We start from the raw sequence: 17,193 nt of genomic DNA, 5'->3' as shown, positions 1-17,193 counted from the left end.
AGCTGACATGTCAGCGTACGCGCCGAGCGCCCACACAAGGTCGCAGTGTGTGCAGTCGAGCGCCGATTGCGGTGTTGTCGACCTCGGCCGCCTACGACCGAAGACCTCTTCCGAGCGGAGCGGGTCTCGATTCGCGCCGGTCCAGCCAATAATCATGCGGCCTGAAAATAATTGTGGGAACTCGCGGGAACCTTTCCGTCATCGCCGGCATCTCACCTACATAGGCGGGGAGATCGGCTCCCGGCTAACCGGACCGACAAAGGACGAGACGATGACGAACCCCTCCAGCAATGCCACCGCCGCGCCGACCGCGCCGTCTGCGAACCTGACCGGGTCCCCGGAGGACGCGTCCTTCACCTCCGCCGTCGCACCCGAGCCCGAACTCGCACCGGAGCCCACCCTCGAACCCGAGTTGGCCCCGGCACCCGAAGATGTCCCCGGCGCCAGTGGGGAGTCGTACCGCTCCCCCCGCGACCTCGACGGCGACGGAAACGTCGACACCGTCCACACGACCATCGACGGCGTCAACCAGATCGAGCACCTCGACACCGACGGCAACCTGACGACCATCGAACTCGACACCGACAGCAACGGCACCTACGAGTCCGCCGTTCACCCCCAGGCCGACGGAACGGTCCGAGTCGCAACCGATCTCGACGACGACGGCAACGTCGACGCCAAGGGCATCCTCGACGCGCAGGGCAACGTCATCCAGGCCGATGCGATCGCCGACGGCGTCGTCCGGGAGTCCTACCGCGACACCAACGGTGACGTGCACCTCGACACCACGCTCATCGACAGCACCGGGTCCGGCCAGTTCGACACCGTCATTCTCGACAGCGACGGCGACGACGTCCCCAACACCGTGCTCGTCGACACCGACAGTGACGGGATCTTCGACCTGAAAATGGAGGACACCACCAACGACGGAATCCTCGACGAGATCACCACCGGTTCGCAGGGCCTCGTCGCCGAGTACGACGGCACCTTCGACGCCCCCGCTGAGCCGCTCCCCGGCGACGACCTCGTCTGACCTATCCACTTCCCGCTGCCGTACACCGACCAATTCGGGTGTGCGGCAGCGGTCACTGTCACTTCCGCTTGGACTCACAGAGAGATCGATTCGATGGACGACACCATTTCCGACCTCGAGGACCGCAACGCGTCCCTCTGGGGTCCAGGCCCCGAACTGGACGAACCCGTACTGGACCCGGGATTCGTCGACGAGTCCTCACCGGTGTTCCCCGACGATACGACGACCGGTCTCCCGTACGACGACGTCACGCCTACTCCGCCAACGGCCCCGGACCTGCCACCCGCCTCACCGGAGGCGGACCTGCCACCCGCCCCGCCGGAACCAGACCTGTCGACACTGCCTCCGGTAGCACCGGAACCGGACCTGTCGGCCGTACCGCCCGCGGAGCCCGAACCGGAACTGGTCCCCTACCCCGAACCCGCTGCCGCCCCGCAGGACGGGGTGTACGGCAGCCCCACCCAGTGGACCACCAGCTGGTTCTTCCAGGAACTCGACGGGTACTGCGGGCCGTCCAGCGCCGCACAACTCGTGTCCGAGTACACCGGCCTCGACATCACCGACCCGCAGCAGCTGATGGACCGGGCGCTGGCCCTCGGCCTGATGGCCAACGGTGATCCCTCGCAGGGGATGACCTTGCCGAACCTGGAAGTCCTCCTCGAAGACCAGGGGGTGCCCTGCCACATCGAGAACAGCTCCCTCGACGACCTGAAGGGCAAGCTGGAGGGCGGGTACGGCGTGATCGCGATGGTGGACTCCGGGGAAATCTGGACCCCTGGAGAGGAGATCGGAGAGGACGATCAGCCGGACCACTTCCTGGTGGTCGCCGGCATCGACGAGGCCCGCGGCGTGGTCATCCTGTCCGACCCGGGCAGCCCGACCGGTAACCAGCTGGAGGTGCCGATCGCTCAGTTCGAGGGTGCCTGGCAGGACTCCGGCTGCCAGATGCTCACCGCCGACGAGGTCGACCCGGACCTCGCACCCCGTGACACCCCGGCCGATCCGACGGCGATGGCCCTCGATCAGCGGCCGTGGGCGATGCTGCCGCTGTGAGAGTGGGCAGTCCGAGCAAAGGCGTGGACACTGGATTTCGCGCCCCGACACACCGGGGTGCGAGATCCGATGTCACCTCGTGGGAACATTTCCGTTCCTGCAGACATCTAACTCTCGAGCTGCCGGATACCACCGGCACCGAACGCAGCAGGGAAGAGGTGTAGAGCGATGGAGGATCATGATCCTCTCCTGGAGTCCTTGGGCCTATCGACCGAGGACACACCGGTACCGGACGACGTCTGGAACCGCGCGCTCGAGGTGGCGCTCGACCCGCAGACCCCCGAGGCCGACGGCTCTCTCGTCCCGGAGATGAATGACACCCCGGTCGTTCCCGAGGACGAGTTGATCCTCGACCTCGGCGACATCGACGACGGCGACAGTGACAGCGGTGATCAGGGCGTCGATGTGCCGGCCGAGGTCTTCGCGGACGACGATCACCTCCCCGACGTCGACCCGGCGGTGCACCACGATGTGTCGACTCATGTCGAGGACCCGCTGCCTGACCTCGAGCTGCCCGAGCAGGACTTCGGGCACGACACCTTCTGACCAGTACCGAACGCGAAGCGGGTTCGCGGAACGAACACCGCTGGCCCGGTACCCGCCGACCCCGCACAACGGTCCGCGGGTACCCCGGTTTCCCGGCGGGTACGATCACACGGCACTGGAACAGGGCGGGACGCACGACAAGCCGGGGGGACAACCGATGGACGACGCTGAGCTGATTTTGCTGTGCCGACACGGCGACCAGCACGCCTTCGCCGAGCTCGTCGGCCGCTACCGGAACAACGCCTGGGGCGTGTGCCTGCAGATCACCGGCAACCACACCGACGCCGAAGATGCCCTCCAGGAAACCTTGGTCGCCGCATGGCGGAACCTCGACAAGTTCCGCGGCGAGTCCCGCTTCAACACCTGGCTGCACCGCATCGCCGCCAACGCCGCCCTCGCGGTCCTGCGCCGACGGAAAGAAACCAGCAGCCTCGGCGCCGGCGACGACGAAATCGAACTCCAGCTCGAAGACCCCTCCCCTCGCGTTGATGATCGGGTCGCCACCGTCGACGCCGTTCGCCGCGCCCTCGCCGAACTCCCCGAAGACTTCCGGGTCGCGATCGTCCTGCGCGAGTTCGCGTCCCTGACCTACGCCGATATCGCCGAACACCAGGGCGTGAGCGTCCAAACGGTCAAGACACGGATCCACCGGGCCCGGACTCAGCTCGTCAAGCTGCTCGCGCCCGCTTCCTGACCGGCGGCACACCACCGGGGCATCACGCCGACCAGATCACACGACGCCGAGTTCACCTCCTGCACGAGCCGGGTCCGAGGACCACTGCCCCACCAAAGGTCAGTGGCACTATCGGGCGGTCAAGATGTGGCGTAGGTCGACAAGTCCGGGAAACCGCTCAAGCAGCCGTACTCCATTCACCCGGCCGAGGGTGACACTCTGCCGTTGGCCGGGATCTTCGACTTGTAGCGCAACCCCGACGTCTCCGACGATGATCCGGACGCCTGGCTGGTCACTTTCTCGGTGATCACCACCAGTTCCACCGACGACGTCGGGCACATCCACGACCGGATGCCGATGAGCGTGGCCGAAGCGAATTGGGCGGACTGGCTCGACCCGACCAATACCGACGTCGACTTCGCCCGATCTCTGATGGCACTCCCGGCACCGGGCAGCTTGGGGCCGTGAACAACGTCCGCAACAACGGCAAGGACCTCGTAGCCGATCACCACCGGCGATGCCCACTGAGGACGGTCTGGCCCCGTACAGGCCAGGGCCTGTCGGCGCACCGCGGGCGTGTGGAATACCGACGGACAGTCCGCTGTTGCAGAGGCTGACGGTGGCGCGCATACCCCGGGTACCACATCAGAACAGTCGCCGCGAGCGACCACTTGCCGAGAGGCGATATGGCGTCACCGTCACCCCGTGACCGGGCAAGACCTACAGTGCGTAGCGTTCCCGGGCGGGTGAGGAGCCGCTGACACCGGGGAAGGCGTCGGCGGCTTTCCTCTGACATCCCGCGCAGGTCTCCCACGGCATGATCGAGAATCTGGGACAGCCGGCGACCTCGCCCGAACCGGACATCGGCGATCACGGCTCGGCCATGGTCACTGCTTGCGCCCTCCTCGACCGGGACGAAAAGAGGGCGGCATCACCGCTGGTCCTGAGATTTCGCCGAGAAACAGGCCGCCACACATCTACCAATCCGCGGAACACCGCAGATCAGGACCGTGATCGGATCACCGGTCTGGGCAGTGAGTGGCGACCTGTTGCTCGTCGCACAGGTCACCGTAGTCCGCCCCTCCGCCACGGCCGCGGAAACCCGACGTCGGTGGCCCCGAGAGCGGGATGCTGGGCGCCCTCTGCGACGGCCGGCACCGCCGCACACGGCTGATCGACCGTGGGTTGCTACCGTCCGACGGTGCATTCTCTCCTCAGCAACCGTGGCCCCGTGTATTGGCGGCGGATCCAGCGGGAAGCTGGCGACCGATGGCTCACCCGGGGCAGCCGGGGACTGCGCGGAATGACCCGCACCCCTCCCCCGATCACCGACCACGAGTGCGCCACCCTCGTCGCGGTGCTCGTCGAAACGACCGGCGGCCGCTGGCCGGAGAACCAGACCCGCATCGCCCGCCTCCTGACCAGACTTGACATCGATGGCAGCGCAATACAAATGGCGGCAACCATCCGATCGCTGACCGCCGATTCCGCCTGGCCCACCCGCGCCCACGAAATCGAATCCAGCGCCGCCGAGTGGTGGCACCAGAGGCGCTCCTGACGACGCCAGGGGCCCGTCGCCCGGAATCATGTCGACGGGCACGCGTCGAGTGCGGAGACGGTCACCCCACGCGTGAGCGCGTCCGAGACACCGTTAGGATGAGTGCTGTTCCAGCAGCGCATCCCCCCAATTTTGTTCTGCTGGACACCCCCCGTGCCCCGGCGTCATCCCCCGATGCCGGGGCACAATCATGCGCACGACGGACGCCAAGGTCGAGCGACGACGGAGACGAATCCGAGTCGAACACCCGTGGGCGACTCCGTCGCGCTTCGCTGTGATCCCGCAGGCCACACGCCGACGCGACGAGACGGCAGAGGACATCGGCCCACAGCCGATTCGGGGCCGCACGGTGGCGACGCCTGAGGAGCAGAACCCGCTCGGCGCTGGGTTCGTGCCGAACCCCGACTCTGCTGCGCTCCGGCCCACCGGTCTCATCCGGGGGCGGATCGCCGGGCATCGAACACGCCCCTTGCTCTGCACCAGGACCCGGCAGCGGTGATCGGCGGTCGGGACTTCGCGCAACACGGCGGCCCGCAGCGTTCTTGCCACTCACGATCGATCAGCCGTACGCCTCGGGTGGGCGGCGCCACCAGTGGGGTCTTCCCTACCCCGCCGCTGGCGCCGAAGCGTCACCATAACACATAATCGAATGTATGTTCGATGGGAAGTTCCGGCACTGGCGACCCACCTACGACCCCAAACCGTGGCGCACGATCACCCCACCCCAGCCGGTGACGGTCGATCTGGCCACGGCGATCGCCCACGACGGTGGCCGCCTCGCCCACGACCTTCCGCTCCGGGTCCGCGCCGAAGGACTCAACCTCGACATCCAGGTTCCCGGCGTGCTGCATGCCTGGGCGCGCACCTCCCGCGGCTCCTGGCTGGCAGCATGCACCTTCACTGTCCCCACCGGAAACAATCTCGGCTCCCTCGAGGTCACCCAGTGGTGCCCTGCCGCCGCCGTCACGCCGCGCGAAACCGGGCCGCCGAGTACATGATTCCACGACGCCCGACCGTGTCACCCCCACCGATTTGCAGCCTGTCCACCACCACACCCCGGAGGAGGCGACGAAGATGAGCACCAGCGACCAGGCGAGCGTCGAGGAACCCGTCGACGTGCTCCGCCCCGACGACGTGGACGCCGACCTCCGCGAGGACATCGAAGCCCTGTGTCTGTGCGCCCTGCTCTGGGCACCGGCCGACACCGCCGCACGGGCGGTCGCCATCGTCGAAACCACCGACTTCCACCGCCCCCTCCACGCCGAGCTCTATGGTGTCATCGCCGCACTCGTGCGGGAGGGAGCACCTCACGGCACCGCCATGGTTGCCACCGCCCTCGAGCGCGACGGCGAACTCGCCGGCCACCACGGCATCCGCATCGCCCGTGCCCTCACCGACGTCGCCACCGCGGGAGCTGATCCGGTCTCTCTCGGCTACTACGCCAAAGCCGTCGTCACCCGCGCCTACCGGCGCGGCTACCACGAGGCCGCGCAATCGATGGCCCAAGCGGCGGCCGAACTGCCCGACGATCAGCTCTTCGAGCACCTCCTCGCCATCGGCCGCGAACGCCGCACTGCCAGTCGGCGGCTCATCGCCCTTCACGCCGCGGAGATCTGACACCCGGCAGCCGTGCTCGGATTGCCCCGTTGACCCACAGATATGGAAACATACCGATCTGCATGTTTCATCAACGGGGAGGGCGTACATGGGGCAGGGGGATGACCCGCGCATCAGGGTCATGGGCAGTGTGATCTGGAGGTGGAGCAGATTCGACGGTCTCGCCAATCATCACCTGGAGCAGATTCTGCAACGGGGAGGTTTCCTCGACGGTGACATCACCGACCCGGAAGCTGTCAACCGGGCGGTACGCGTCGCCGTCGAAAACCCTGCCACTGTCGCAGAACTCGACGACTGGACGCAACGTGCCGCCAATCGGTGCGCCGGCGCACCCACCTCGGACCTTCGGTTGGAGGACTCGATCGGCTACCTCACCGAACGCCTCGACGCCGTCCCGTTGACCCCCGAGATGATCGATGAGTGCTTGCGCAAGGTCGCGGCCGTTGATGATCAGATCGTGGGGGCCAAGGACCTACCCGAGCTGGCGCACCCGGACGCCACGACGACCGCGCTGCTGTGGAGATACGTCGAGGCCCGGGGCAGGGTGCTCGCCGCCTCACTCTGACTCGGCCGCGGCGGCGGGCTGACCCGGGGGCCTTGGGACCGTGGACATGTGCAGGTGTCCGGAGACAGTGCTGGTGTCCGGGAGCGCGCCGCGCAGTTCGGGATTGGAGATGAGCCGATCGGCGACGTGCCAGATCGTGTTCGGCTGAATCTCCCGCCCAGTGCCACTTCCCGACCTCGACACCAAGTTCCCAGGGCGTCACCCCGGCGGCGGGGCGCACCGGCCGTTCATCATGGTCGGGCGCACGAACGGATGCGGTGGACACCGTCTGTGCCCGCGGACAGGGGTGGGCTGGACCCGGCGGCATCAGGAGTAGGACAGGAGGCAGCGCCGAACTCGGGTTCGGGTCGAGTCTCCCGGGTGACGCGGCTGTGGGTGGGCGACCGGCACCGCTCCGGTTGTCAGTGGGCGTCGGCGAAAGCGTGCTCGATGTCCGCGGGTATGCGTCCGCGGGAGGAGATCTCGTAACCGTGCTGGACAGCCCACTGGCGGATTTCCTTGGCGGTGCGTGTGCTCCGGTTTCGTCGGGGTCGGTGTCGCGGCCGTTGTTCCTGCTCGGGCTGCTCGGTCGCGGGGCTCTCGTCGGTCTCGTCCGTCTCCTTGCCCCGCTTCCCTTTTCCCTTACCCGCTCGCTTTCCGTCTGTTCGGCCCCGTTCGTTCGCTGCGGACCCGTCCCCCTCACGGTCCTTGGTCTCGCCCTCGTCCGGCTCGACGAGGTGCAACCGGCGGATATCGCCGGACCTGCCCAGTGCGCCGGCTCCAGTGCCCACGTGCCCCGCCAGGCTCTCACCGCCGGAGTGGAGCCGGCTGGTCAGCGAATCGATGTGCGAGGTGACCGCAGTGATCGCCGCGGCTTTCGCGGAGTTCATCAGCTCTCCCCGAACGGTCTCGCAGAGCTTGGCGACCTCCGGGGAACTGGTGAGCGTCGCGGTCCCTCGCCCCAGCAGGTAGCCCGCCCCGAGGGCCACTACCACCTGGCCGCTGGTTTTCATCGTCGTCACCCCGCAAATGCCGAGCTGTCGTCCGCGTACCTCGGTTGGCGGGCGGGAAGGGTGTGTGTTGGAGCCGTGCCCGGCGCGGGGTGCGTATACGGGTGCTTACCCGGGACCGGGACGCCTAATCATCGGTACGCAACGTCCGTGGACGGTGGGTCGAACGGATGGCGTCCCCCGATCGCGTATGGCGGTGCGCGTCCACGCTGGTCTCGGCTGGCACAGCGGTGCTCAGCAGGAGTGCAGGACCTGGCTCATCGCGTCCTTCTCCGCCTGGGTCACCCACAACCGGTAGAGAGCCTTGACGTCGACCTGCCGGGCAACGTAGGTGCACCGGTAGGCCTTGTTCGGCGGCAACCACGATGCAGCGTCCGAATCGGACTTCTGCGAGTTCGTCGGCCCGTCGACGGCCTGCAGATTGCGGGGGTCGTTGGCCAGGTCGCGGCGCTGCTCCGGGCTGAGCTGCTGGGCCCCCTTCTGCCACGCATCGGACAGGGCGACGACGTGATCGATCTGGACGGCGGTGGAGGTGTCCTGCCCGCGGACGAACGCGATGGTGGTGCCGGTGTAGGTGTCGTGCAGGGTACCGGTCGCCACCACACAGTCCCGGGTGCTGGACTTGTAGGTCAGATCCACCAGGTCGCGGCGGAGGATGTCGTTGCGGGTGTCGCAGCCGTTGTGTCCGCCCTCGACACCGTTGTCGTCGGACCACGACGGCCCGAACTGCTCCCGGGTGTACCCGGTCTTCGGAGCACGGCCCTTCACCGCAAGGGTGTCGAGCTTCGCCAACGCCGGTCCCGCATCGAACACCGGCGCCGGAGCGGCCGGCGCTCCCCCGAGTGACCCGGTGCCCGGGTCCGCATCGACGATCGCCGAGCACCCGGTCAGACCGAGGACGGTGACCGCACCCAACGCGAGCAGGGCGGTCCGGGGGTGTGGGCGCATGCGACTGTTCTCCTGTTACCTGTGTGACTGGTGGTGCACGCAAGTATTGCGGACACCTCCGACAGGCTCGGCGAACGGGGTCGGCGCGGGGTTCATGGTGTCACCGGTGCAATCATCTCCGTCGAGGATGGTCATGCCCTCATCGAGTCCTTGGTGGACAGCCCGAGAGCATTCCCCACTCCGGGTCCAGCTGAGGTTCCTCGCAACAGCGACCTGAACCGCCGTGTCCGCGGCACGACGCCGCAATGGCCTTCCACGGTGATACATGCGGGCGTGGTGACCCACCAGAAGGGAACCTCTGGATGCGCGTCCGCCGGACGCGGATCAAGGCAGGCGAGGCGCTCGTCGGGTGGTCGCCCGGCCAGGGATCGCACCGCGTCGGCGGCATCGGCCGGACGACCCCGACGGTCCGGCCGGTGGTCGAGGGTGCGGTACACGCATCCTCCACCGCCGACCTCGGCCGCATCCGCAGGTCACGCGGGCGCCGGTGAGTGTGAATCCCTCGTGGGCGAATTAATCTGGTCGGTTGTTTAATTTCACAGACTGGGAAATCCGGATTTATGTGAAACGCGGCCGACTGGTCCGTCCGATAAAAGAAATAAGCGCGAAACAACGTTCGCGTGGATACCCGACCACAGCAGAAGGAGTGAAATCTGCATGGGTTCTGCAGGAATTGATTTCAACGTCGCTCTCGAGGCGTTCCTCCATTGGCTTCAGTTGAGCTTCGGCATCGGCGGCGGCATCGGCTGACCGCCCGCAGCGCCCGGAACACCGCACCGTAGAACGAGAAGCGGTGGTGCTCGGTTCACCAATAGGTGAGCCGAGCACCACGCTGAGCTGCGCAAACTGCAATTCTTGCCAGGCCCGGCGGCACGCCGGTGTCGAACCACCCGCCGGGGAGCGGTCAGACCGGCCCGAGCGGTTCATGCTGGTGAGGCCCGGTTTCCGTCGACGGTTCGGAGCGCCCACCCGGACGGTCGCACACGTCCGGGGACGGGTCCGAGAAAATTGTTCGCGCGGCGCCGAAATATTCGCGTGGAGCCGAAATTTCTACCGCCTGAGCGCTCATTGCCCGAATTGCGAGGGTGACACTATTCGAGATTGTCGGAAATGAGATGCGGGGCACAATTCGCGGGCTTCGCGGCAAGCGCGGCACGTCACTGAACCCCGGGCGCATTACAGCTCCCCACCAAAGCACATGAGCACACGAGCACACGAACGACGAGACGGGAAAGGGGTGGCCAGATGAGTGCTGCACCGATGAGCCGGATGGTGTCCTTCGAACTGCGCTGGTACAGCCACGGCGGCGGCCCGGAAGAGACGATCCTGGCGGACTTCGGGATGAGCCCCACCGAATTCTTCCGGGAACTGCACACCAACCTCGAACTCGACCCGCCGACGCCACTGCAACCGAAACTGGTCGAGACGATGAAGGCCGTTGCTCGCCGACGGCTGTGGGCAGGCTCCTGACCACACCGGCACCGATCAACCCGGCCCCGCCGCGGCGGCTGGGCACCCGGAAGCGGTCCCCGCCGGAGGGTCTCCCGTCGGTGACCGAAGGGCCCCGGGTTCGCAACCGCGCGGTGTCCGGGCACGCGGGAAACGCGACATCAGCGCATCACGACCGCGAAGAGCGCGAAGCGTTGTGGATCAATTGTTTTCGTAGCACCGGTGCTGGAAAGGGCTCATGGGATTCCGGCCCCGCGGGCGGCGGGTCCGGGAGCGGTGCCCGCGCGGTAGCTCCGTTGCTGTCGGAGCTTCGTTGGGCGGGACACCTGCCAGGTGTGCACCCCCACGCGGTATCCCCCCGAGCCGGGTCGGCGGCGGAGACGTCATCGTCAGTGTCGAGGTTGGTCTGGGCGGCGAGGTCCGAGCTTTGGGGGGTGTGACCGTCGCTTACCTCGGTGGTGCTCGATGTTCCTGGAGGGAGTCGATCTCTCGGCGGAGACCTCGTCGAGGCGGCGCCTGGCCTTCGCAAGCAGGGCCCTCGAGTTCGAGAATGCCGACTTCCAGGCACCCCTGGTCGCCAACCGGTCGGTGACCTCCCGATCGACCGGCGACGGCGTGCCCGCGCAAGAGGCCGCGGAGTCGTCCTTGCTTGTCCGCAGAACTCGACGCCGAATGGAACAAGCACGCTCGAGCAGCGGAATCCCTTGTGGGCCCTGTCGTTACAGCGCTCGAGCGTCGTGTAGTCAGCCGTCACAACGGGGTAGCGTCGCGTTGCATTGCAGGCGTACCGCTTCCGCCCCACCTTCATGCTCCTGTGACCGAAACGTTATAATTTGGTTATGAGTTCGAATCTCAGGGTGTCCATCGGAGCGAGTGCGGTGCGGCGCGTACCCGGACGAAGAGAGCACCGGCGTAGCGAAGTCCCGCTCGCGGGCCGTCGGCACCGACGGATCCCACCCGGAGGAACTCGCCGCGGAAACGGTCGGCACCCTGCTCGCCGAGCATTCCGGCGACTCCCACCCGCCGGCCGTCGCCCACCAGGATCACCAGTAGGCCGGCGTGGTGCGGGCGGCGGCGGCCCGGCACCAACTCCACCACGTGCAGGTGGTACCCGCGGAGACGGCGGCGCTGCGGCTGCTCGAGGAGACCGGTGTACTCGGAGACCACAGGACCGGTGTCCTCCTCGACCTCGCCGGCTCCGGACTCACCATCACGGTGCTGGGCCGGTCCACCGCCACGGTGCTGTCCAGGACCCGCACCGACGAGATCCGCGGCGATCTCATCGACGAACTCATCCGCGACCACCAACTCGACCAGCACCACCTCGGCGAACCCACCGACCCGTTCTCCCACTATCAAAGGCGGCGATTGTCGTGGACTCTCTGACGACTTCATTGGTCAGATCAAGCTTCAAATCCGTCGGAGCGTCCCCAGGGGGCGAGAACGCCTTCGCGCGAGCCTTCTATGCCGTCCTGTTCGCCTCCAACCCCGAGATCCGCCAACACTTTCCGGCCGCCATGGACGACCAGCGCGACCGACTCATGCACGCCATCGGATACGTCATCGACCAGCTGGACACACCCGGCGAGGTCCTGCCGTTGCTCGCGCAACTCGGACGTGATCACCGCAAGTACGGCGTCACCGATGACCACTACAACGCCGTCGCAGACGCACTCATCACGGCGCTGGCCAACCTGACCGGGACCGAACTGTGGACCGACGAGACCGAGCGCGCATGGCGCGACGCGATCGCCCTGATCGTCGCCACCATGACCGACGCGGCGAACGCCGAGCAGGGGCCGCCCACCTGGGTCGGCACCGTGATCAACCACCACCGAGTCCTCGACGACCTTGCCATCGTTCGTCTCCAACTCGACCAGACCATGCCGTATGTCCCCGGTCAGCATGTGAGTGTGCAGGTACCCACTCGCCCCCGGATGTGGCGTTACCTCTCCTTCGCCACCCCTCCGCACCCCGACCGGATCGTCGAATTCCATGTCCGCCGCGTCTCCGGTGGCTGGGTGAGCCCCGCGATCACAACAGACACCCGCATCGGCGACACCTGGCTGATCGGCTCCCCGCTCGGCGGCCTCGGCGTGTCACGGCGGCCGGGTCGACGTCGCCTGATGATCGCCGAAGGGACCGGAATCGCGCCGCTGCGGGCGCAATTGCTGGATATGCCCCGACTGGACGACACTCCCCGGACCCATGTGTTCGTCGGCGGGACCTACCCGTGCGACCTCTACGACCTCGATATCCTGTGGGGGCTGTCTCGGACCTGCCCGTGGCTCACCGTCGTCCCGGTCATCGAAAACAGCGACAACCCGTGGTGGGTCTCGGGAAACACCCAGAATCCGGCCGGGATGCACGATCTGCTCACCGGCCAGCTCGGACGCGTCGTCGCCACGTACGGGGACTGGACCGATCACGACATCCAGGTCGTCGGCTCACCGTCCATGGTTCGCGCCACGAAGTACCAGCTGATGGCCGCGGGCGTCGATTCCGCCGACATCTGCCACGATCCCTTGTACTGAGAGGTGGATCGGGCACTGCGGAAGTTACTGAACAGTCACGTAGGGTGAGCGCCGACCGAGTTGCCCTCGATTCCCGTCAGGAGCGTCATGAGTGCCCGCCCCCCGATCGGCAGCGTCGGCGAACGAATTCTCCAGTGGAAGTTCGGAACACAGGAGCGCGCCACCCGGTTCTACTCCGACCAGATGCTCGATCACCTCAATCCGGCGATGATCGAGTTCGTGGGCCGTCAGGAGATCGCGTTCGTGGCGACCGCCGACGCCGACGGCGAGTGCGACAACAGCCTGCGCACCGGCGAACAAGGATTCATGCACGTTATCGACCCGCGAACGCTGGCGTATCCGGAGTACCGCGGAAACGGGGTGATGGCGAGCCTCGGCAACATCGCCGAAAACCCGCACGTCGGGATCCTCCTCGTGGACTTCGTTCGTGACCTCGTCGGCCTGCACATCAACGGTTCCGCTCGGATCGTGGAGGACGAGGACCTGCGGGCCGCGGTGCCCGACCTGCCCGCCGATCACGGCGGTGGCCGTCTGTCCGAACGGTGGGTGGTGATCACGGTGCAGGAGGCGTACATCCACTGCCGCAAGCACATTCCCCGCATGGTTCCGGCGCCCCGGCACCGCTGCCGGGGAACCTACAATGCCCCAAGCAAGGGCGGTGACTACTTCGACGCGAAATCGACTCCACGCCAGGACGAGTCGGCGAGCACCACGGTCGGCGTGCAGCGGCCGGCCACCCCTGCGGAGTCGACGATCCGTGACGCGACAGCCGACGCCGGCGACCACTGAACACGGATCTTTCACCTCGTCCTGGAGAACTGAGCGATAGCCCCGTGCAGCGCCCAGGCTGTGCGCGGGCACAGGCAGTTCCGCACCCCCGTCGATCAGGTCACCCGGTACACGCTCGACGCCCCGGTTCCGATCCTCGCAACTACGCCCGTCACACCCCGCTGACCACCTGTTGAGCGGCCGCTCGGTCATTGTTGCGGAGGCGGTACGCGCGTAACGTCGACGGTGCGGATCGAGAGAGTAATCGGATTGCGGTGAAGAGCTCGAGAAGCAGAGATCCGGCCGAGAATGCGGGAGCATTCCCGGCCGAACCCCTGTCCGGGGCACTCCCGGAACCCATACGTTCGGACCCCGACATCGGTGACGTACCCGCGACCCCTCGATCTGCGCCGGTTGCAGCGGCAGCGCGGCGCTGTGGGGTGGGGCCGGATACACCCGCCTCTCCACCCGAGTCCCCGACCGGTGCGGCCGGGCAAGGTCCGGCTCTGGCGTGTGCCGGACTCGCTCAGGGGACGGCTCCGCCACCGCCCGTCATCTGGTCGAGGATCGCCTGCTGTGCCTGCATTTCCTCCTCCTCGGTGATCTCACCGCGTTCCCGGGCCTCCTCGAGTTCCTCGAGCGCCCGGCGGGCGCGCGCCGGATCGTGCAACTCCTGCTCGACCTGCCGCTGGATCAACTCCGCCAGCGAGATCACCCCCTTGACCGGTTGCAGCGGCAAGGTGACGATGAACGAGAACAGACCCATCCCTTCAGCCCTGCCCCTCCGGCTTCGGGGCGACCACGAAGTCGTACGCCGCCTGCGGTCCGAGCAGGCGCATCTCCACCCGCCCGTCCCAGTCCCGGGCCAGCTCCCCGAGCACCCGTTCGAGCTCGTCCCGACGCTCGACGTCGGCGAGGATCGCCACCTGCACGGCCTCCTCCTCGTGCGTGGGTTCGCGCACGTTCACCGAAGCGGCGAGGTCGTCGAGCGCCTCGACGACCCTGCGGGTGTCCTTTTCGCGTTTGGCGGCGATCGCGTTGCTCACCAGTTCCCCCAGTGCCATCCGTGCATCGCGACTGGCGTCCTCCGACTTGTCGCGGATCTCCTCGCGCAGCGCCGCCGCCTGCTCGTCCTCGTCGAGGATCTCCCGCAGGATCGCCTGCTCCACGTACCGGCCCTTCACGATGTACTGGGCCTTGCCCTCCAATTTCTCGAGAGCAGCACCGAACTCGCCCGCGTGCGCAGAGAGCAGTTCCTCCCGCACGGCGTCGGCGTCGCTGAGCACCGCACCGAACCGCAGGGGCAGCACCGGCGCCACCCCGGCCACCCCGTCCAGCAGGTCCGCATGCGCCCGCAGGTCCCCAGGTTTACCGAGCGCCCGGTCCACCGACAGCCCGCTCACCAGGGCGGCAATGTCACCCTGAGTGACCACCTCCACGGTGCCGTCCGCAACCCCGGTCGCACCCTCGGCGACCTCGACGTCGGCCGGGACGATGCCGTAGACATACACCCCGGTCGTCTGCTTCGTCTGCTCCGAGGTGGCCATCACCGGTCACCCCGCGTCGATTTGCGCGACACTCGTTCCCGCTCCGGTTCTTCCTCTTCCTCCCCACCCCCGAAGAGGCCGCCGAGCTTGTCGCCCGCCGATTCGAGGGCGCCCTTCGTCTTCGACTTGGCAGCGCCCTCGGTGGCGCCCGAGACGATCTCGGACAGCCCCTTCGGTTCGCTGCCGATCTCGAGCCGGTTCACCGCCTCCGCGAACCGCAGATAGGTGTCCACGCTCGCGACCACGACGCGGGCGTCGATGGTCAGCAATTCGATGCCGACCAGCGAGACGCGCACGTAGGCGTCGATCACGAGGCCCTTGTCGAGGATGGTGTCGATGACGTCGGCGAGACTACTCGAGCTGGGTCCACCTGCCGTGGTCATGCGCGTGCTCCCGTCCTACGCCGCGGTGTTGCCTTCTTCGCGGCAGCCTTCTTTGCGGGGGTCTTCTTAGCTGCGGCCCTTTTCACGGGAGCCTTCTTCGCGGGAGCCTTCTTCGCAGGGGTCTTCTTAGCTGCGGCCCTTTTCACGGGAGCCTTCTTCGCGGGAGCCTTCTTCGCAGCGGCCTCCTGGGGACGACGCCGGCGCGGCTCGGGACGACGCCGGCGCGGCTTGGGCTCCTCCTCAGGCTCTTCCTCCTCCGTCTCCTCCTCAGCGGTGTCCTCCTCGGGTTCCTCCTCCGTCTCGTCCTCCTCCGTCTCGTCCTCCTCCGTCTCGTCCTCAGCGGTCTCGTCCTCAGCGGTCTCGTCCTCGGGTTCTTCGTCCTCGTACTCGCCGGACTCGTCCTCCGGCTCCTCCTCCGGTTCTTCCTCCTCGTACTCGCCGGACTCCTCCTCCGGCGCCTCCTCGGGTTCTTCCTCCTCGTACTCGCCGGACTCGTCCTCCAGCTCCTCCTCCGGTTCCTCGTCCGGTTCCTCGTCCTCGTACTCGCCGGACTCCTCTTCCGGCTCCTCCTCCGGTTCTTCCTCCTCGTATTCGCCGGACTCGTCGTCCTGGTCCTGCGGCTCTTCGTCGTCGGCCGGTTCCTCGTAGTCGTCCTCGGACTCCTCGGGCTCGACGACCTTGCCGTCCCGAATCTCCCCGCGCCACCCCACAACCTCGTCAGGATGGAGAACGGACTGGGTCATGACGTGACGCCCGAAGTGCTTCAACTCCAGTCGCGCTCGCCGACCCTGTGCACGCCACAGGTTTCCGGTCCTCTCGAACAACCCCTTCGGGTGATACTCGAGAATCAGAACGATACGGGTGAGATCGGGAGTCACCTCGTGGAACGTCACCGCACCGTCGATGAAACCCTTGGCGCCCTTCGACCGCCACACGATCCGCTCATCCGGAACCTGCTCGAGGATCGACGCTTCCCAGGTCCGGTGCGACAGGAAGATCTGCGCTTTCCACTCGAGCTTTTCGTCCGCTTCCTGCTCGACCCGTTCGACCTTCTTCATGAACGACGGAAAGTCGGCGAACTGGGTCCACTGGTTATAGGCAAGTTGGACCGGGACACCGACATCGATCGTTTCGACGATATTGGTCAACTTGAGCTTCTTGCCCTTACCGCCACCGCCGCCGCCGGTGACCGCGTCCTTCACATCCGACGCCGTCTCCTTCACCTTGTCGGTCAGCCCGGAGAACAGCGACTTGCCGTCACCGTTGCCGTCACCGTCACCGTCGCCGTTGCCGTTGCCTTTGCCGGTGACCGCGGACAGCAGGCTTCCACCGCCGCCCTCGGCGTAGTCGGTCAGCCGGCCGGCCGCACCCTGCACCTTGTCGGACACGGTAGAGACCGCCTTGTCGGTCACGGTGCCGAGCAGGCCCTGCGCCGCCTTCTGCAGGGGTGAGATCGATGCGGCCTCACCGGACGCACCGGAGACGTTCTTACGCAGCTTCTTCGCCGCGCTGTCAAGATTCGAGGTCATC

At 67.0% G+C, this 17,193-nt stretch carries 20 protein-coding genes and 1 pseudogene; 14 read left to right on the top strand and 7 right to left on the bottom strand.

All coding sequences use genetic code 11. The features are described 5' to 3' along the window. The first annotated feature begins 271 nt into the window (after positions 1-271). From BLV94_RS03640 to BLV94_RS03600, 9 genes and pseudogenes are all read left to right on the top strand, one after another. The gene (locus tag BLV94_RS03640; RefSeq protein ID WP_072950651.1) at positions 272-1,033 is read left to right on the top strand and encodes an MSCRAMM family adhesin; all 762 of its coding nucleotides are present in this window, start codon (positions 272-274) and stop codon (positions 1,031-1,033) included. Positions 1,034-1,126: 93 nt separating this feature from the next. Next, on the top strand, positions 1,127-2,086 hold the full coding sequence (locus BLV94_RS03635; protein ID WP_072950648.1) for a C39 family peptidase: 960 nt from the start codon (positions 1,127-1,129) through the stop codon (positions 2,084-2,086). Between the two features lie 198 nt (positions 2,087-2,284). Next, positions 2,285-2,632, top strand: coding sequence for a hypothetical protein (locus BLV94_RS03630; RefSeq protein WP_143051324.1), 348 nt, complete (start codon positions 2,285-2,287; stop codon positions 2,630-2,632). A 157-nt stretch (positions 2,633-2,789) separates the two neighbouring features. After that, complete coding sequence (locus tag BLV94_RS03625; RefSeq protein ID WP_072950643.1) at positions 2,790-3,326, top strand: RNA polymerase sigma factor; 537 nt, start codon at positions 2,790-2,792, stop codon at positions 3,324-3,326. 264 nt (positions 3,327-3,590) lie between these two features. Then, a pseudogene (locus BLV94_RS50350) lies at positions 3,591-3,773 on the top strand (SOS response-associated peptidase family protein); the annotation flags it as partial. Positions 3,774-4,506: 733 nt separating this feature from the next. After that, complete coding sequence (locus BLV94_RS03615) at positions 4,507-4,863, top strand: hypothetical protein (RefSeq protein ID WP_244163466.1); 357 nt, start codon at positions 4,507-4,509, stop codon at positions 4,861-4,863. A 653-nt stretch (positions 4,864-5,516) separates the two neighbouring features. Then, entirely contained in the window at positions 5,517-5,861 is a 345-nt protein-coding gene (locus BLV94_RS03610) for a hypothetical protein (RefSeq protein WP_083395443.1), read from the top strand. 76 nt (positions 5,862-5,937) lie between these two features. Beyond that, positions 5,938-6,480 (top strand): DnaB-like helicase N-terminal domain-containing protein, encoded by a 543-nt coding sequence (locus BLV94_RS03605; RefSeq protein WP_072951691.1) that lies wholly within the window; start codon positions 5,938-5,940, stop codon positions 6,478-6,480. Positions 6,481-6,568: 88 nt separating this feature from the next. After that, positions 6,569-7,045: a hypothetical protein gene (locus BLV94_RS03600; RefSeq protein ID WP_072951693.1), complete on the top strand. Its 477-nt coding sequence runs from the start codon at positions 6,569-6,571 to the stop codon at positions 7,043-7,045. Positions 7,046-7,446: 401 nt separating this feature from the next. Here BLV94_RS03600 and BLV94_RS03595 read toward each other — a convergent pair whose 3' ends face one another. Together BLV94_RS03595 and BLV94_RS03590 are read right to left on the bottom strand one after the other, a co-directional pair. Continuing rightward, positions 7,447-8,037: an Lsr2 family DNA-binding protein gene (locus tag BLV94_RS03595; protein ID WP_072951704.1), complete on the bottom strand. Its 591-nt coding sequence runs from the start codon at positions 8,035-8,037 to the stop codon at positions 7,447-7,449. Between the two features lie 231 nt (positions 8,038-8,268). After that, the gene (locus BLV94_RS03590) at positions 8,269-8,982 is read right to left on the bottom strand and encodes an HNH endonuclease family protein (RefSeq protein WP_072951696.1); all 714 of its coding nucleotides are present in this window, start codon (positions 8,980-8,982) and stop codon (positions 8,269-8,271) included. Positions 8,983-9,284: 302 nt separating this feature from the next. Between BLV94_RS03590 and BLV94_RS03585 the strand changes: the two genes are divergently transcribed. Together BLV94_RS03585 and BLV94_RS03580 are read left to right on the top strand one after the other, a co-directional pair. Then, positions 9,285-9,473: a hypothetical protein gene (locus BLV94_RS03585; RefSeq protein WP_074933568.1), complete on the top strand. Its 189-nt coding sequence runs from the start codon at positions 9,285-9,287 to the stop codon at positions 9,471-9,473. A 754-nt stretch (positions 9,474-10,227) separates the two neighbouring features. Continuing rightward, positions 10,228-10,452 carry a DUF3263 domain-containing protein gene (locus BLV94_RS03580; RefSeq protein WP_072951848.1) on the top strand — a complete coding sequence of 75 codons (225 nt, stop codon included), beginning with the start codon at positions 10,228-10,230 and terminating at the stop codon, positions 10,450-10,452. Between the two features lie 831 nt (positions 10,453-11,283). Here the strand turns inward: BLV94_RS03580 and BLV94_RS48380 are convergent. Next, complete coding sequence (locus BLV94_RS48380) at positions 11,284-11,529, bottom strand: hypothetical protein (protein WP_143051323.1); 246 nt, start codon at positions 11,527-11,529, stop codon at positions 11,284-11,286. Between BLV94_RS48380 and BLV94_RS03570 the strand changes: the two genes are divergently transcribed. The 3 genes from BLV94_RS03570 to BLV94_RS03560 all read left to right on the top strand — a co-directional run bounded on the left by BLV94_RS03570 (position 11,530) and on the right by BLV94_RS03560 (position 13,754). Then, positions 11,530-11,817 carry a hypothetical protein gene (locus BLV94_RS03570; RefSeq protein WP_143051322.1) on the top strand — a complete coding sequence of 96 codons (288 nt, stop codon included), beginning with the start codon at positions 11,530-11,532 and terminating at the stop codon, positions 11,815-11,817. Next, the gene (locus tag BLV94_RS03565; RefSeq protein ID WP_072951747.1) at positions 11,805-12,965 is read left to right on the top strand and encodes a globin domain-containing protein; all 1,161 of its coding nucleotides are present in this window, start codon (positions 11,805-11,807) and stop codon (positions 12,963-12,965) included. The genes BLV94_RS03570 and BLV94_RS03565 overlap by 13 nt, the downstream gene beginning before the upstream one ends. Positions 12,966-13,052: 87 nt before the next feature. Continuing rightward, on the top strand, positions 13,053-13,754 hold the full coding sequence (locus BLV94_RS03560) for a pyridoxamine 5'-phosphate oxidase family protein (protein ID WP_074933562.1): 702 nt from the start codon (positions 13,053-13,055) through the stop codon (positions 13,752-13,754). A 505-nt stretch (positions 13,755-14,259) separates the two neighbouring features. Here the strand turns inward: BLV94_RS03560 and BLV94_RS03555 are convergent. The 4 genes from BLV94_RS03555 to BLV94_RS03540 are packed head-to-tail and all read right to left on the bottom strand — an operon-like array spanning position 14,260 to position 17,192. After that, positions 14,260-14,499, bottom strand: coding sequence for a gas vesicle protein GvpG (locus BLV94_RS03555; protein WP_072951750.1), 240 nt, complete (start codon positions 14,497-14,499; stop codon positions 14,260-14,262). A gap of 4 nt (positions 14,500-14,503) precedes the next feature. Then, positions 14,504-15,280 (bottom strand): GvpL/GvpF family gas vesicle protein, encoded by a 777-nt coding sequence (locus BLV94_RS03550; protein ID WP_074933559.1) that lies wholly within the window; start codon positions 15,278-15,280, stop codon positions 14,504-14,506. Continuing rightward, a complete protein-coding gene (gene gvpJ / locus BLV94_RS03545; protein ID WP_072951766.1) occupies positions 15,280-15,663 on the bottom strand; it encodes a gas vesicle protein GvpJ in 384 nt (127 codons plus the stop codon). The genes BLV94_RS03550 and gvpJ overlap by 1 nt, the downstream gene beginning before the upstream one ends. Continuing rightward, entirely contained in the window at positions 15,660-17,192 is a 1,533-nt protein-coding gene (locus tag BLV94_RS03540; RefSeq protein WP_074933555.1) for an SRPBCC family protein, read from the bottom strand. Before BLV94_RS03540 ends, gvpJ begins: the two co-directional genes overlap by 4 nt. Position 17,193: the final 1 nt, after the last annotated feature.

The organism is Rhodococcus koreensis (genome assembly GCF_900105905.1).
GTDB classification, from domain to species: Bacteria; Actinomycetota; Actinomycetes; order Mycobacteriales; family Mycobacteriaceae; genus Rhodococcus_F; species Rhodococcus_F koreensis.
Note: the sequence above shows the minus strand (reverse complement) of the source record. Positions and strands in the feature narration are given on the sequence as shown.

Coding starts and splice junctions, on each gene's coding strand:
- BLV94_RS03640 (WP_072950651.1), top strand. CDS start 272: ATGACGAACCCCTCCAGCAATGCCACCGCCGCGCCGACCGCGCCGTCT.
- BLV94_RS03635 (WP_072950648.1), top strand. CDS start 1,127: ATGGACGACACCATTTCCGACCTCGAGGACCGCAACGCGTCCCTCTGG.
- BLV94_RS03625 (WP_072950643.1), top strand. CDS start 2,790: ATGGACGACGCTGAGCTGATTTTGCTGTGCCGACACGGCGACCAGCAC.
- BLV94_RS03610 (WP_083395443.1), top strand. CDS start 5,517: ATGTTCGATGGGAAGTTCCGGCACTGGCGACCCACCTACGACCCCAAA.
- BLV94_RS03605 (WP_072951691.1), top strand. CDS start 5,938: ATGAGCACCAGCGACCAGGCGAGCGTCGAGGAACCCGTCGACGTGCTC.
- BLV94_RS03600 (WP_072951693.1), top strand. CDS start 6,569: ATGGGGCAGGGGGATGACCCGCGCATCAGGGTCATGGGCAGTGTGATC.
- BLV94_RS03595 (WP_072951704.1), bottom strand. CDS start 8,037: ATGAAAACCAGCGGCCAGGTGGTAGTGGCCCTCGGGGCGGGCTACCTG.
- BLV94_RS03590 (WP_072951696.1), bottom strand. CDS start 8,982: ATGCGCCCACACCCCCGGACCGCCCTGCTCGCGTTGGGTGCGGTCACC.
- BLV94_RS03585 (WP_074933568.1), top strand. CDS start 9,285: ATGCGCGTCCGCCGGACGCGGATCAAGGCAGGCGAGGCGCTCGTCGGG.
- BLV94_RS03580 (WP_072951848.1), top strand. CDS start 10,228: ATGAGTGCTGCACCGATGAGCCGGATGGTGTCCTTCGAACTGCGCTGG.
- BLV94_RS03560 (WP_074933562.1), top strand. CDS start 13,053: ATGAGTGCCCGCCCCCCGATCGGCAGCGTCGGCGAACGAATTCTCCAG.
- BLV94_RS03555 (WP_072951750.1), bottom strand. CDS start 14,499: ATGGGTCTGTTCTCGTTCATCGTCACCTTGCCGCTGCAACCGGTCAAG.
- BLV94_RS03550 (WP_074933559.1), bottom strand. CDS start 15,280: ATGGCCACCTCGGAGCAGACGAAGCAGACGACCGGGGTGTATGTCTAC.
- gvpJ (WP_072951766.1), bottom strand. CDS start 15,663: ATGACCACGGCAGGTGGACCCAGCTCGAGTAGTCTCGCCGACGTCATC.
- BLV94_RS03540 (WP_074933555.1), bottom strand. CDS start 17,192: ATGACCTCGAATCTTGACAGCGCGGCGAAGAAGCTGCGTAAGAACGTC.